11 protein-coding genes and 1 pseudogene are annotated in these 14,071 nt (G+C 72.5%); 5 read left to right on the forward strand and 7 right to left on the reverse strand.

What is annotated here, in order from left to right:
* Positions 1-84 precede the first annotated feature (84 nt).
* From ypfJ to IR212_RS01140, 3 genes and pseudogenes are all read left to right on the forward strand, one after another.
* Positions 85-951 carry a KPN_02809 family neutral zinc metallopeptidase gene (gene ypfJ, locus IR212_RS01130; RefSeq protein WP_194397216.1) on the forward strand — a complete coding sequence of 289 codons (867 nt, stop codon included), beginning with the start codon at positions 85-87 and terminating at the stop codon, positions 949-951.
* Positions 948-1,919, forward strand: a pseudogene (gene pip / locus IR212_RS01135) (prolyl aminopeptidase); the annotation flags it as partial. The gene ypfJ and the pseudogene pip, both read left to right, overlap by 4 nt.
* 504 nt (positions 1,920-2,423) lie before the next feature.
* Positions 2,424-4,025, forward strand: coding sequence for a DEAD/DEAH box helicase (locus IR212_RS01140; protein ID WP_194397218.1), 1,602 nt, complete (start codon positions 2,424-2,426; stop codon positions 4,023-4,025).
* 198 nt (positions 4,026-4,223) lie between these two features.
* On the opposite strand, the gene IR212_RS01145 is transcribed toward IR212_RS01140, so the two are convergent.
* From IR212_RS01145 to IR212_RS01170, 6 genes are all read right to left on the reverse strand, one after another.
* Positions 4,224-5,858 carry a GMC family oxidoreductase gene (locus tag IR212_RS01145; protein WP_194397219.1) on the reverse strand — a complete coding sequence of 545 codons (1,635 nt, stop codon included), beginning with the start codon at positions 5,856-5,858 and terminating at the stop codon, positions 4,224-4,226.
* Entirely contained in the window at positions 5,855-7,630 is a 1,776-nt protein-coding gene (locus tag IR212_RS01150; RefSeq protein WP_194397220.1) for an aldehyde dehydrogenase family protein, read from the reverse strand. Before IR212_RS01150 ends, IR212_RS01145 begins: the two co-directional genes overlap by 4 nt.
* A gap of 78 nt (positions 7,631-7,708) precedes the next feature.
* A complete protein-coding gene (locus tag IR212_RS01155; RefSeq protein ID WP_228479586.1) occupies positions 7,709-8,986 on the reverse strand; it encodes a kynureninase in 1,278 nt (425 codons plus the stop codon).
* Positions 8,976-9,956 (reverse strand): amidohydrolase family protein, encoded by a 981-nt coding sequence (locus IR212_RS01160; RefSeq protein ID WP_194397222.1) that lies wholly within the window; start codon positions 9,954-9,956, stop codon positions 8,976-8,978. Before IR212_RS01160 ends, IR212_RS01155 begins: the two co-directional genes overlap by 11 nt.
* On the reverse strand, positions 9,956-10,804 hold the full coding sequence (gene kynA / locus IR212_RS01165) for a tryptophan 2,3-dioxygenase (RefSeq protein ID WP_194397223.1): 849 nt from the start codon (positions 10,802-10,804) through the stop codon (positions 9,956-9,958). Before kynA ends, IR212_RS01160 begins: the two co-directional genes overlap by 1 nt.
* Before the next feature lie 57 nt (positions 10,805-10,861).
* The gene (locus tag IR212_RS01170; RefSeq protein ID WP_194397224.1) at positions 10,862-11,119 is read right to left on the reverse strand and encodes a glutaredoxin family protein; all 258 of its coding nucleotides are present in this window, start codon (positions 11,117-11,119) and stop codon (positions 10,862-10,864) included.
* A 63-nt stretch (positions 11,120-11,182) separates the two neighbouring features.
* On the opposite strand from IR212_RS01170, the gene IR212_RS01175 reads away from it, so the two are divergent.
* Entirely contained in the window at positions 11,183-12,340 is a 1,158-nt protein-coding gene (locus tag IR212_RS01175; RefSeq protein ID WP_194397225.1) for a glycosyltransferase, read from the forward strand.
* 30 nt (positions 12,341-12,370) lie between these two features.
* Here the strand turns inward: IR212_RS01175 and IR212_RS01180 are convergent, their stop codons facing one another.
* Positions 12,371-13,537, reverse strand: a complete 1,167-nt coding sequence (locus IR212_RS01180) for a polysaccharide deacetylase family protein (protein ID WP_194397226.1) — start codon at positions 13,535-13,537, stop codon at positions 12,371-12,373.
* Between the two features lie 149 nt (positions 13,538-13,686).
* Here IR212_RS01180 and IR212_RS01185 point away from each other — a divergent pair, with 149 nt between their 5' ends.
* Complete coding sequence (locus IR212_RS01185) at positions 13,687-14,055, forward strand: hypothetical protein (protein ID WP_194397227.1); 369 nt, start codon at positions 13,687-13,689, stop codon at positions 14,053-14,055.
* Positions 14,056-14,071: the final 16 nt, after the last annotated feature.

The raw sequence follows: 14,071 nt of genomic DNA on the forward strand, positions 1-14,071 counted from the left end.
CTATGCCCGCGGCATTTTACCCGTTCGCAGAGATCCGGGGCAGGTTCCCGGGCGGACGGCGCCCCACGCGGTACCGTGACTGCCATGACGTTCAATGAGAACGCCAACGTCGGGGGGAACCGGGCGAGGCGTCGGGGAGCCGGGGCGGCGGTCGCCGGCGGCGGCATCGCCGGCATCGGGGCGATCGCGGTGCTGCTGTTCCAGCTGTTCACCGGGCAGGACCTGTCGGGCCTCGTGCCCGCGCCGCAGACGGGCTCGGGAACCGAGTCCGAGATCCAGCAGTGCGAGACCGGCGCCGACGCCAACCGCGACGACGCGTGTCGCCTCGCCGCCGGCAGTCTGGTGCTCGACGAGTACTGGGAGACGCAGGTGCAGGGCTACCGGGCGCCGGAGCTCATCATCGTCGACGGCCAGACCGGCACCCAGTGCGGCACCGCCTCGAACCAGACCGGGCCCTTCTACTGCCCGCCCGAAGAGACCGTCTACATCGACCCCACGTTCTTCGGCCTCCTGCGTGAGAGGTTCGACGCCTCCGCCGGCGACCTGGCGCAGCTCTACGTGCTCGCCCACGAGTACGGGCATCACGTGCAGCACATCACCGGCGTGATGGAGCGGTACCCGAACAACGGAACGGGCCCCGACAGCAACGGAGTGCGCATCGAGCTGCAGGCCGACTGCTTCGCGGGTGCCTGGGTGGGCGACATGACCGAGCTCGAGGACGACAACGGCGTGCCCTACCTCGAGACGCCGACCCAGCAGCAGATCGCCGACGCCATCAACGCGGCAGGGGCCGTCGGCGACGACCACATCCAGCAGGAATCGGGCGGCTTCGTGAATCCCGAGAGCTGGACGCACGGCTCCAGCGAGCAGCGGCAGCGATGGTTCGAGACGGGGTACCAGAGCGGGCCGTCCGCGTGCGACACCTTCGGCGTCGCCGGGGGCAGTCTGTGAACGAGCACCTCGACGAGATCCTCTATCCGGCCATCGAGCCGTACGACGTCGGCACCCTCATCGCCGGCGAGGGCAACCGCATCTACTACGAGCAGTGCGGCAATCCCGAGGGCAAGCCCGTCGTGTTCCTCCACGGCGGGCCGGGCGCGGGTGCCTCGCCATGGCACCGTCGGTTCTTCGACCCCGAGCGCTACCGCGTCATCCTCATCGACCAGCGCGGCTGCGGCCGCTCGACGCCGCATGCCGGCGACCCCCACGCCGACCTCCGTCACAACACGACGTGGCACCTCGTGGCCGACATCGAGCTGCTGCGCAGGAACCTCGGCATCGCCAAGTGGCAGGTCTTCGGCGGATCGTGGGGCAGCGCCCTCGCCCTGGCCTATGCCCAGGCGCACCCGCGCGCGGTCAGCGAGATCGTGCTGCGCGGCATCTTCACCCTGCGCCGCCACGAGCTGGAGTGGTTCTACGAGGGCGGGGCGGCATCCGTCGTCCCGGACCTGTGGGAGGACTTCGTCGCCCCGATCCCGATCCTCGAGCGGTCCCAGATGATGCAGGCGTACCACCGCCGCCTCACCGACCCGGATCCCGAGATCCACGTGCCCGCCGCCATCGCCTGGTCGCAGTGGGAGGCCGCGAACCTCACGCTGCTGCCCGACCCCGAGCTGATCGCGTCGATGACCGAGACGCGGGCGGCCGTCGCGTTCGCCCGCATCGAGAACCACTACTTCCTCCACGGCGGCTGGTTCGACGAGGGCCAGCTCATCGCCGGCGTCGAGCGCATCCGGCACATCCCCGCCGTCATCGTGCAGGGTCGCTACGACCTGTGCACTCCGGCGATGACCGCGTGGGACCTGCACCGGGCATGGCCGGAGGCAGAGTTCACGATGGTTCCGGATGCCGCGCACGCGGCGTCCGAGCCGGGCATCGCTGCCGCCCTGCGCGCGGCGACGGACCGGTTCGCGTCGCAGGCCCACGCGGACGCGGCCCGCGAGCCCCATGCCGAGAACACTGCCGCCGACGCCCCGGAGCATCACCCGGAGTCCTCGACGGAGCCCGGCGACGAAGCATCCGTCCCGGCGGAAGCCGACGCTGCGCACGACTCGCACGGCGAGCTGCAGCCGGGCGCCGTGTAGGGGCCCGCCGGCGGCGCCTCGGCACGGCCACCCTCTTTCCGTGCCGAAAGCCTGGTCGATCGCGCGACACGCCGCGGCGGCGGGTGCCTTCCGGGCGTGTCGCGGTGGCGGGCCGGGTTTCCGGCAGCCGCGCCGCTCGCCGGGCAACGTCCAGCCGGGCCCTGGTAGGGTGGAGAACCTTGCAGCGCTCCGATGCGCTTCTCGCGTCGTAGAACGCTTCCCTCGCCGGCATCCGGACCCCGATCCGCAGAACCGCGCTGACATCTTTCGTACGGCGACCCGCGGGCGAGATACGCCCCGGCCACCGACAGGGCACCCGCGTGCCCGGAGAAACTCCTCATGACCGAAACCTCATTCGGCGCGCTCGGCGTGCCGCAGCCCCTCGTCGACGCGCTCGCCGCGTCCGGCAAGACCACCGCGTTCCCGATCCAGGTCGACACGCTCCCCGACACGCTCGCCGGCCGCGACGTGCTCGGCCGCGGCAAGACCGGCTCGGGCAAGACCCTCGCCTTCTCGATCCCGATGGCCGCGCGCCTGGGCGGCAAGCTCGCCGGCGGCAACCGCCGCAAGGGCCGCCCGCTGGGCCTCGTGCTGGCGCCGACGCGCGAACTCGCCACGCAGATCGATGCGGCCCTCGCCCCGCTCGCCAAGGCCTACGGCCTGACCACGACCACGATCTTCGGCGGCGTGAACCAGAACCGCCAGGTCAACGCCCTGAACGCCGGCGTCGACATCGTCGTGGCCTGCCCCGGCCGCCTCGAGGACCTCATGAAGCAGGGCTTCGTGCACCTCGACGCCGTCGAGATCACCGTGATCGACGAAGCCGACCACATGGCCGACCTCGGATTCCTCCCCGGTGTCACGCGCATCCTCAACGCGACGCCCGCGGGCGGCCAGCGCCTGCTCTTCAGCGCGACCCTCGACAACGGGGTCGACAAGCTGGTGAACCGCTTCCTCCAGAACGAGGTGCTCCACTCCGTCGACGAGGCGCATTCGCCGGTCGCCGCCATGACGCACCACGTCTTCACGCTCGCCGACGCCGACGCCAAGAGGGACGTGGTCACGGCGCTCGCTTCGGGCACGGGTCGCCGCATCCTGTTCATGCGCACCAAGCACCAGGCCAAGAAGCTCGCGAAGCAGCTCACGGGCCAGGGCATCCCCGCGGTCGACCTGCACGGCAACCTGTCGCAGGCCGCCCGCGACCGCAACCTCGCGGCGTTCTCGTCGGGCGCCGTGAAGGTGCTCGTCGCGACCGACGTCGCGGCCCGCGGGGTGCACGTCGACGACGTCGAGCTCGTCATCCACGTCGACCCGCCCATGGAGCACAAGGCGTACCTGCACCGCTCCGGCCGCACCGCGCGCGCGGGAGCCGAGGGCGCTGTCGTCACCCTCGTGCTGCCCGAGCAGCGCCGCGATGTCTCGCAGCTGCTGCGCAAGGCCGCGATCTCGGTCGACTTCACCGCGGTCACCGCTGCCTCGCCGGAGGTCGTCGAGCTCGTCGGCGAGGTCGCCGCGTACGTGAAGCCGGTCCCGGTCGCCGACGTCCCGCGCGGCACCAGCCAGGGCGCGAACGCGCAGCGCAAGCGCGCCGCGCGCGAAGGACGAGAGGCGGATGCCGCCACCGGCGCCCGCTCGGCAGGCTCCGGCTCCGGCGGCGGCCGTCGCCGTCGCGGCTCGGGTCAGGGCGCGGCGGGCCAGGGTGGCTCGGGGCAGGGCGCCGCCGCGCGCTCGCAGTCGGGCGGTCAGCGTCGCGACGCCGCGTCGGCCCGCGACAAGGCCGCCCACCAGCGTCACGACCAGAGCGCCGGCCACTCGCGTTCGGCGCAGCCTGCGGGCAACCCCCGCACGCCGGGTCGCCGCGCCTCGTCGTCGGGCACCGGCAAGCTCATGGTCGGCTCGGTCGTCCGCCCCAACGGCACCAACCGCCGCGGGGGTCGCTGACCTCCGCGACCGGTCGCTGACCTCCGCGACCGGCCGGCGTGCTGCGTGCGCGTCGCGCGGGCGCTTGCGCGCGTGATGCCGAGACGAGGGCTTCGCGCCGAGGCAAGGGGTATCACCCTCGGTTTCGGCGGCAACGCCTAGTTTCGGCGGCGCCCAGGGGCGAACGCACCCGTACCGCACACGCCGGCGCGCAGCGGGTCACCGACGCCCGCGGAGCAGGTCGGCCGCGACCTCGCCGATCACGATCGCGGGGGCGTTGGTGTGGCCGCGGATGACGGTGGGCATGACGGATGCGTCGGCCACGCGCAGCCCCGACACCCCGCGCACCCGCAGTTCCGGGTCGACGACGGAGGCGGCATCCGTCCCCATGCGTGCCGTTCCGACGGGGTGGTAGAGCGTGTGGGAGTAGCGCCGGATCGACAGCTCGGCGCGCTCGGCCGGAGTCATGCGCTCGCCGTGCTCGGGCAGCACCCACCCGCCCGTGGTCACGGCCCGCAGCGCGGCGGTGTCGAGCAGGCGCTCGCATTCGGCGAGGCCCGCCCGGAGCGTGGCCTCGTCCAGCCCGTCGGGGTCGGACAGGTAGCGGGGGTCGATGAGGGGCTTGTCCGCGGGATCCGCGGAGGCCAGACGGATCGTGCCGCGGCTGTGCGGGCGCAGCAGGATCGCCGCGAGCGTGAGGCCGTGGCCCGGCGACGGCACCAGGCCCTCACCCACGTACGGCACCGCTGCGAAGAGGATCTCGATATCGGGCAGGCCGTCGGGCGTGCCGGAGCGCTCGGCCATCCCGGTGCGGACGAACCCGTACGCCTCGGCGACATTCGACGTGAGCATGCCCCGGCGGCGGGTCACATACCGGGCGAGCTCGACGGCGCGGGTGGCGTCGTGGAGCGTCCCGCCGCGGGCAGCCGGCGCGAGGCCGGCGACCAAATGATCCTGCAGGTTCGCGCCGACCCCCGGCGCGTCGACCACCACACCGATGCCATGCTCGCCGAGGTGGTCGGCGGGACCGATCCCGCTCAGCATCAGCAGCTGCGGAGTGTTGACCGCCCCGCCGCACAGCACCACTTCGCGCCGCGCGCGGATGTGGCGGGTGATGCCGTCCAGATCCACGTACACGCCGGTCGCGCGGGGCTCCGCATCCGCCTCCGCCTCGAAGGTCACGCGCCGCACGAACGCATCCGTCAGCACCCGGAGGTTGCGGCGCCTCCTCGCCGGGCGCAGGTACGCATCGGCGGTCGATGCGCGGGCCCCGCGGCGCTGGCTCACCATGGTCTGCGAGAACCCCTGGCCGCTCGGAAGGTTCGGAGGGGTGAGCGGATGCCCCGCCTCGGCCGCGGCTGCCAGGAACGCCGCCGTGTGCGGCCGCGGGTCGCGCTGGTGCTCGACGGACTGGGCGCCGTCGACGCCCTGCGAGTCGTCTGCGGGATCGGTGGTGCGCTCCACGCGCCGGAAGTAGGGCACCAGTGCGTTCCACGACCACCCAGGGCCCGCAGCATCCGCCCACTCGTCGTAGTCGGCGGCGAACCCGCGGATCCACATGAGCGCGTTGAGCGACGACGACCCGCCCAGCGTCTTTCCCCGCGGCCAGTAGACCGTGCGGCCCTCGAGCGCGGGCTGGGGGACCGTGTCGTAGCTCCAGTCGTAGGCGCTTCGGAACAGCTTCGAGAACGCCGCCGGGACGTGCAGCTCCATCGCCCGGTCGGGCCCGCCGGCCTCGAGCAGCAGCACCGAGACCGTCGGGTCCTCGCTCAGCCGGGCGGCCAGGGCCGCCCCCGCGGAGCCCGCGCCGACGACCACGACGTCGGCCGAGAGATCGACCGGCCGGCGCCTCATGCGCGCAGCGACTGGACGATGGTCCGGCTGAACCTCGCCCAGTCGTGGTCCATCTGGAAGCGGGTGAAGCCCTCGCTGACGGCCGCTGCGGTGCGGGAGCTCGCGAACCACGGCGGCTTGGCGAGCACCGAGACGATGCCGGTGCCGCCGAGTGCGCTGAGCGAGCGCGGGAACGGGCGGAACGGCCCGCGCACGACGCTGCGCTCCACGCTGTCCAGGAGGAGCGCGTTGTGCACCACCCCGATGCCGCTGCCGACGTCGTCGAGCGTCGCGCCGGGGAAGCCGCCCCACGTGTGCGCCGCGTTGAGGTAGCCGAAGGCGGTCCAGGTGTTGACCGCGATCGAGCCGTAGCGGAGTGCGGCGACCGCGCGCTCGAAGCCGTCGCCCAGCGCGCGCTCGGTCACCGGGTCGATCATGATGTTCGCACCGAGGGTTCCCGCGAGGCGGTCGTTGGCGTGCGCCACGGCGGTGTCGAGGAACTCCTGCCCGAGGCCGGGCAGCGTGACGACGCCGAGCACCGGCGCGAAGTACTCCGTCTGCTGCAGCGGCGTGGGATCATCGCCGGGGCCGAGCTCGACGAACGCGCGATCGTGTGAGGCATTCCAGTGCGCGTCCGGATAGTCGGATGCCGCGGCCGCCAGCTGCTCGTCGGCTCGCGGGTACCAGACCGGCCGGCTCGGCATCGCGTCGTACGCGGTGCGCAGGGCGGCGAGGAACGCGTCGCGCTGCGGCCAGTCCTCGCTCACGATGACCACCTGGGCTGCGATGCAGTTGTGGCCGCTGTTGTAGAGGCGCATGGTGGCGGCGTGCTCGGCCTGGAAGCGCAGATCCGCCTCGGTCCACCGGCCGGGGACGACGATGATGGGCGAGACGCCGCCGAGCTCCGCCGTGATCGGCTTGCGCAGGCGCGGCCGGTGCTCGCGGCGCCGGCGCGCCGTCTGCGCCGCGCCCGGGCCGGTCGCCGGGCCCCACACGATCGCGTCGAACGTGGCGGCGGCGCCCGTGATGTGGACGTGGCCGATGGCCGCGTGCTGGGTCAGGTACTCGCCGACCTCCGGTCCGCCCGTGACGATGCGCAGCAGACCGAGTTCGACGAGCGGCGCGAGCGCCTGGGTCAGCAGCGACACCAGCTCGTCCTGCGTCGGGTTCACCTTCAGCAGCACCACGCGGTTGCTCGCGACGAGCTCGTAGAGCACGTCGAGGACGGGGATGGAGGACTGATTGCCGGCGCCCAGCACCAGCCCGATGCCGCCCGGCTGGGTGGGGGTCAGCTGACCGAGCCCCGCCGCCCGGACGGCTTCCGCCGCCGTGACGCCCGGCTGCAGCCACACCTCGCCGCGGAAGCCCGAGAGCAGCACGCGGTCGGTGGCGCCGGCGGGGAACACGTGCACGCGGACGCGACCACCCGGCGCCTCGTCGATGCGCACTCCGTCGAGCGGGCTGCCGCCCGCCGCCAGCTTGCGCAGCGTCGCGACGTAGCCGTCGAGTGCGACGAGGGCTCCGTACGGGCTGCCCAGCCACTCCTCGCCGACCAGCGGGTGCGAGGCGTCGAGCCCCTTGGTGCGGGCCGAGGTCGTGGCCCACTCCTCGGCGTGCGAGACGACCGTCGCCCGGACGCGCTCGAGCAGGCGCGCCCGCTGGTCGAGTGTGAGTTGGGTCCACACGGCCGCGCCGGTGGTGAGGTCGGCGATCGCCGACTCGAGGGCCGGCGCCCACACGGGGGCTTCAGCGGGTCGGCGCGGCGGCGCGGACGCCTTCGCAGTGGACGGCACGGACGCTCTCCTTCGGGCGGGTGTGGTCCAGCATAAACGCGGATGCCGCGGCCGTGAGACTCGGTGCCCGTGAGCGCGCTACCCGGTTCCACCCCGCGCCACCGCGCGCACCGCCGCGTCGACCGCCCGCAGGCCCGCGAGCGTCTCGGAGAACGACGTCGACAGCGGCGACAATCCGATCCGCAGACCGCCGGGGTCCCGGTAGTCGGGGATGACGTCCCGGGTCCACAGGCGCGCGGTCACCGCGCGCATCTGCGGATGCGCCAGCGTGACGTGCCCGCCCCGCAGCTCGGGGTCGCGGGGAGAGGCGATCTCGACACCCTGAGGGGCGAGCAGCCGGTCGGCGACGCGGACGGCGAACTCGGTGAGCCGGATCGACTTCGACCGGAGGGCGCCGATCCCGACCTGCTCGATGAGGGCCAGCGTGTCCTGCATGGCGAGCATGCCCACGATGGGCGGCGTGCCCGAGAGGAACCGTCGCATGCCCGCCGCCGGCCGGTACTGCGGACCCATGGCGAAGACATCCGCAGCGCCCATCCATCCCTGGATCGGCTGGGCGAGGCGCTCCTGCAGGTGCGACGCGACATAGGCGAAGGCCGGAGAGCCCGGCCCGCCGTTGAGGTACTTGTACGTGCAGCCGACGGCGACGTCGAACCCCCAGGCATCCGACTCGACGGGCACCGAGCCGGCAGAGTGGCACAGGTCCCACACCGTGAGCGCGCCTGCGTCGTGCGCGATGCGGGTCAGCGCCGGGGCATCGGCCAGGTACCCGGAGCGGTACGCGACGTGCGAGAGCACCACCACCGCCGTCTGCGGTCCGACGGCGGCGCGCAGCGCGTCCGGGGTGACTCCCGAGGCCAGGTCGACGTCGATCCAGCGCACGCGTCCGCCGCGCTCGGCGGCGATGCCCTCGACGAGGTACCGGTCGGTGGGGAAGTTGTCGCGGTCGATGACGATCTCGACGCGCGCCGGGTCGGCCGCGACAGCCGCATCGAACGTCGCGCGCACCAGCTTGTACAGCAGCACGGTGGTCGAGTCGCCGATGACGGTCTGCCCGGGCGCCGCCCCGATCGCGGCGCGTCCGACGGCGTCTCCGATGCGAAACGGGAGCTCCATCCACGACTCGTCCCAGCCGCGGATCAGCCGCCCGCCCCACTCGTCCCGGGTGAAGGCCGCCAGGCGCTCGATGCTCGCGCGCAGGGGCCGGCCGAGCGAGTTGCCGTCGAAGTAGACCAGCGAGGTCTCGGCTCCGACGAAGGCGTCGCGATGCGCGCGAAGCGGGTCGGCCGCGTCGAGGGCGGCGGCCTCGGCCTCCAGCGTCTCGGCGGACGCAGCAGGCAGGGGGTCAGTGGTCATCATGGACGAGCTCCTCGGTGGGGACGACGGTCGCGCCCCGCAGCCACCCGGCGACCTCGTCGGCATGGTGGGGCGGGGGACCGGGCACGAACGTCCGCACGCCCGACGGCGGCTCGGCATGCGGCCACGGGTCCGACATCGCTCGGATCAGCGCCGGGCCCCGCACGCCGGCGCGGTCGAGGGCGGTGACCTCGTCGGCGTTCACCCCCACCGGCTGCTCGCCGTTGCCGAGGTCGGTGCCGTACAGCACGCGCCCGCCGGCGGCGGCGAAGCCGGCCAGGTTCACGCGCGCGAACTCCGCCGCCTCCTCGTCGCCGCGGTGGATCGCAAGCGTCGAGATCCACACGTGACCGGCTGCTGCGGAGCGCGCGAGGAAGGCGCGGCCGACGTACTCGCTGAAAGGCGCATGGGCGAAGCCGCTGACCCCCGCATCGAACGCGAGTCGCGGCATCCGCTCGCCCTCCGCGTGCGCGATCACCGCCAGACCGCGCTCCCGCGCCACCGCCACGACGGCCGACAGCGTCTCGGAGTCGAGCACGGGACCGGCGGTGCTGTTGAGCGCGACCTTGATGACGGATGCCCCGAACGACGCCTGCTCGTCGACCGCGGTCGCCGCGCCGCCGGGGACGCCGGGGTGGGCGGAGGGATCGCTGATCTCGCGGGTGATCTCACCGGGCGCCCAGGACCTGCCGACGGGGTACCCGCCGGGTGCGGTCAGAAAGGCGCCGGCGTATGCCACGCGGGGAATGCCGTGGTTCTCGCGCCGCGCGAGCGCGACCGGGTCGCCGCCGAGGTCCACCGCTCCCGCGATCCCGCCGGCGGCGAGCCTGGTCTCGTCGAAGAGGTGCAGGTGCACGTGGTGGTCGGTGAACGGCGGGAGTGAGACGCCGTGCTCGCCGGTGATGGCGCGGTGGCAGAGCTCGGCATCCTCGCCGAGGAGGGCGCGCAGCGCGTGCGGGTCGTGTGCCATCACAGCTCGGTCCGCACCGCGTACAGCTCGGGGAAGAAGGTCAGATCGAGGGCGCGCTGCAGGAACGGCGCGCCGCTCGAGCCGCCGGTGCCGGTCTTCAGGCCGATGATCCGCTCGACCGTCTTCAGGTGGCGGAAGCGCCACAGCTGGAAGTTGTCCTCCAGGTCGACAAGCTCCTCGCACGTCTCGTAGGCCGCCCAATGCGCTCGGGGATCGCGATAGATGTCGACGATCACCGGCACGAGCTCCGGCGAGTACGTCCACGCGGCGGTGACATCGCGCTCGAGCACGGCGGCAGGGACGGGGTAGCCCGACCGGGCGAGCAGGCGCAGGAACTCGTCGTAGAGGCTCGGAGCCTGAAGCGCCGCGGTCACGAGCGCATGAGCCGCGGGGTCGGACTCGAACACCCGCAGCATGCCGGCGTTCTTGTTGCCGAGTGTGAACTCCACCGCGCGGTACTGCGCCGACTGGAAGCCGCTGGCATTGCCCAGCACGGCGCGGAACTGCCCGTACTCGGCGGGCGTGAGGGTCGCCAGCACCGACCACTGCTCGGTGAGGGTCTGCTGGATGTGCTTCACCCGGGCGATGCACTTGAGCGCGGGTGCGAGCTGATCCTCGCGCAGCAGCCGGCACGCGGCGCCGAGCTCGTGGAGCACGAGCTTCAGCCACAGCTCGGTCGTCTGGTGCTGGACGATGAACAGCAGCTCGTCGTGGTGCTCCGGGTCGCTGAGCGGACGCTGCGCCGAGAGCAGGGTGCCGAGGTCCAGGTACCCGCCGTAGCTCATGCGGTCCTGGAAGTCGGTGACCACCGACCCCTCGATCGCCCTGGTGTTGCGTTCGACGCTCACGGCCTCAGCCTAATGAGGAGGAGCCTCCCGCCGTCAGGCCCGTGCGCCGCGTCGGCCTCAGATGAGGGAGAGCTCGCGCAGCTTCGCCTCGACGTCGGCGTTCGACGGCTCCACGTGGTGCGAGGCGTCGGGGTAGACGACGACCGGGATGCTGGTCCGGCCGGAGATGTCCCGTGCGACCTCCGCGGCGGCGGGGTCGGCGACGAGGTCGACGTACGTGTACGAGACGCCCAGCTCCTCCAGCTGCTTCTTGGTGCGGATGCAGTCGCGGCACCAGTCCGCTCCGAACATGGTGAGGGTCGCAGGAGAAGTCATCGTTCCATTCTCCCCCGGGAATCCTGGACGGGCGCCGCACGCGGCGTGAAAGGATATGCCGCAATGCAGCTGTCCATCATCGTCCCGACCTTCAACGAGGCGCCCAACGTCGCGGAGCTCGTGCGCCGCATCGCGGCGGCGCTCGCGCTCGTGCCGGGCGGCGTGGACGCTGAGATCCTGTTCGTGGACGACAGTACGGATGCCACGCCCGACGTGATCCGCGGCATCGCGGCCTCCGCGCCGCTGCCCGTGCGGCTCATCCACCGGGAGCGGCCCGCGGGCGGTCTCTGCGGCGCTGTCCTCGAAGGGCTCGCCGACGCCGGCGCCGACGCGTGCCTCGTCATCGACGGCGACCTGCAGCATCCCCCCGAGAAGATCCCCGAGCTGTGGGAGCGGTTCGGTCACGGCGACGTCGACGTCGTCATCGCCTCGCGCTACGCGGGCGGCGGCACCGCCGGAGGCCTCGCCGACCGCACCCGCGTGATGGTGTCGAAGGCCTCGAACGCGCTCACCCGCGCGATGTTCCCGGTCCGCCTGCGCGATGTCAGCGATCCGATGACGGGCTTCTTCCTCATCGACCGCCGCAGCGTCGACCAGGCGGCGCTGCGACCCCGCGGCTTCAAGATCCTGCTCGAGATCCTCGCGCGCCGACCCCTGCGCATCGCGGAGGTGCCATTCGACTTCGCCGGTCGCGGCGCCGGCGAGTCGAAGGCGTCGATCCGGCAGGGCGTGCACTTCCTCGCGCAGCTGACGGCCCTCCGGTTCGGCAAGATGTCGCTGTTCGCCGTCATCGGGGGCCTGGGCGCCGTCGCGAACGTCGCCATCGTGTGGGCGCTCGTCGGCCTGGGGGTGGACTACATCATCGCGGCGATCATCGCCGCGGAGGTGACGATCATCGGCAACTTCCTGCTGCAGGAGCGCTTCGTCTTCCACGACATGCGCGCGCAGGCCTCGGGTGGATGGCTGCGCTTTGCGAAGTCGTTCGCGTTCAACAACACCGAGGCGCTGATCCGCATCCCGATCATCGCGCTCATGGTCGAGTCGTGGCACTTCTCCGCGGTCGTCGCGACCGCCATCACCCTCGTCGTGGCCTTCTTCGTGCGGTTCGTGTTCCACTCGCTGGTCGTCTACGCGCCCCGCAAGCCCGGCGTCGCGCCCAGCGCGGTGCGCCGCTTCGTCGAGGAGGTCGACGCCCAGGCCACCGCGCCCGGCGAGCTGTAATGTGCTCGGGGCCGCGTGCGGCGGCATCCGTCACCCGATGAGGTTGATCAGCGCGTCCAGGCGCATGCCGTAGTTGATGCGCACCGTCGGGAGGGCCAGCTTGTCGGTGCCGATCGTGACGTAGCCGGGTTCGATGGTGCGCGCCATCTCGAAGCCGGCCTGGCGGAGGCCTTCCTTCGCGGTGTCGTTGTAGTGGCCGAACGGGTAGGCCATGACCTCCTTGACGCCGAGGATTCCGGCGGAGGTCTCCATGTCGGCGACGATCTCGGGCACGCCGAGGTTCGTGATCAGTCCGTCGCCGTTCGCTCCGGCCCGGTGCATGTCGTGGGTGTGGGAGCGGCGCAGCACGTAGAGGTTCGGCGGCGGATCCTGCCGGTAGGCGGTGATCATGAACGAGGTCGACAGCACCTTGTGCTTGTCGACGACGGGCGCGGCCAGATCGAACCACGTCTGATCGGCGTCGTCGTCGGTGACGATCACGGAGTGCGTGGGCAGGAAGAGCCGGCCGTCGATGAACGCCGAGAGCTCGTCCCACGTCGGCAGGTAGAACCCCGTCGTCGCGATGTGGTTCATGTGGGCGTCGAAGTCGCCGATGTAGGCGTAGTTGCCGCGCAGCCAGCCGCTCTCGCCCTCGGGCTTCGTCGTGAACTGGTGGTACATCAGGATCGGGATGCGGGCGTCCTCCGCGGCGTTGCGCTCCGGGTTCACCCACCCGCCGTGCAGCGTCACCCGCTGATCGGTGCACACCACGGGCTCCGACCCGTTGACGCGTCCGGGGATCGCGAGGGCGGCCGCGTCCTCCGGCGTCGCATACCAACCGGCGAAGACGAACCCGTCGTCGCGGGCGGGGATCGGCAGCGCCGCGTACAGCGTCCCCTGCGTCTGCAGCATGGGGGGATCGGCGACCCCCTCACCCGCGAAGGTGACGGCGCAGGCCGCCGGATCGGACGTCGAGGCGAGCAGCTCCTCCTCCGGCGTGAGCGGGGTGGGCTTCGGCGTGGGAGTCGGGCCGGGCGACGTCGGTGCCGCGGCAGCTGCCGTCTTGCGCCCTTCGGCGCCCGCCCGCGCGAGGCTCACCGCAGCGATCGTGCCCCCGACGACCGCGAGCACGACGGCGGCGCCCGCGACTCCCGCGAACAGGCGCCGGCGACGGACCCGCGCCGACGGTCGCCGGGATCCGGAACCCGATGTGGTCATGCGACTTCCCAGGAGTCCGCGCCGCGCGTCCCCACGCCCGGCTCTCGTCGCCGATGGTATCGGGTGGCGCGGCCGGGGCGCGGTGACACTCGTCATACGCGCAGAACGCGCGTGACGACGGGCAGGCGGGCTCGCTACGCTCGGATGCCGTGACGCCCGCCGACTGGATCGAACACCGTCGCGCCGACGGGGAGCTGCTGGGCTGGATGCGCGCGGACGGCGAGGGCTTCCGCGTCTTCGACCTGCTCGGCCGCGAGCGCACGTCGCCCGACGCCGAAGGCCCGATGGACTGGCTCGAGGCCGAAGAGCTGCTCGAGGACCTCGGAATGGGCTACCTCGCCGACCGGTGGACGCTCCGGCTGCCCGACGGCAGTGAGCGGCCGGTGCGGATCGCCGAGGCCGGTGCGGACGGCATCACCGTGGTCGCCGACGAGTTCGGCGCGGCGTCGGCCGTCGGGGCGAACCCCGAGCGGTTCCGGCTGCCGTTCCCGGTGTCTGGCGAGCTCGTCCCGCGCTGACCACGGTCGCTCGTCG

Source organism: Microbacterium atlanticum (genome assembly GCF_015277815.1).
Taxonomy (GTDB): domain Bacteria; phylum Actinomycetota; class Actinomycetes; order Actinomycetales; family Microbacteriaceae; genus Microbacterium; species Microbacterium atlanticum.

What these genes read in the sequence shown, in the direction of transcription:
- IR212_RS01175 (WP_194397225.1), top strand. Translation starts at nt 11,183, where the DNA reads ATGCAGCTGTCCATCATCGTCCCGACCTTCAACGAGGCGCCCAACGTC.
- IR212_RS01140 (WP_194397218.1), top strand. Translation starts at nt 2,424, where the DNA reads ATGACCGAAACCTCATTCGGCGCGCTCGGCGTGCCGCAGCCCCTCGTC.
- IR212_RS01155 (WP_228479586.1), bottom strand. Translation starts at nt 8,986, where the DNA reads ATGACCACTGACCCCCTGCCTGCTGCGTCCGCCGAGACGCTGGAGGCC.
- IR212_RS01160 (WP_194397222.1), bottom strand. Translation starts at nt 9,956, where the DNA reads ATGGCACACGACCCGCACGCGCTGCGCGCCCTCCTCGGCGAGGATGCC.
- IR212_RS01170 (WP_194397224.1), bottom strand. Translation starts at nt 11,119, where the DNA reads ATGACTTCTCCTGCGACCCTCACCATGTTCGGAGCGGACTGGTGCCGC.
- ypfJ (WP_194397216.1), top strand. Translation starts at nt 85, where the DNA reads ATGACGTTCAATGAGAACGCCAACGTCGGGGGGAACCGGGCGAGGCGT.
- IR212_RS01145 (WP_194397219.1), bottom strand. Translation starts at nt 5,858, where the DNA reads ATGAGGCGCCGGCCGGTCGATCTCTCGGCCGACGTCGTGGTCGTCGGC.
- IR212_RS01180 (WP_194397226.1), bottom strand. Translation starts at nt 13,537, where the DNA reads ATGACCACATCGGGTTCCGGATCCCGGCGACCGTCGGCGCGGGTCCGT.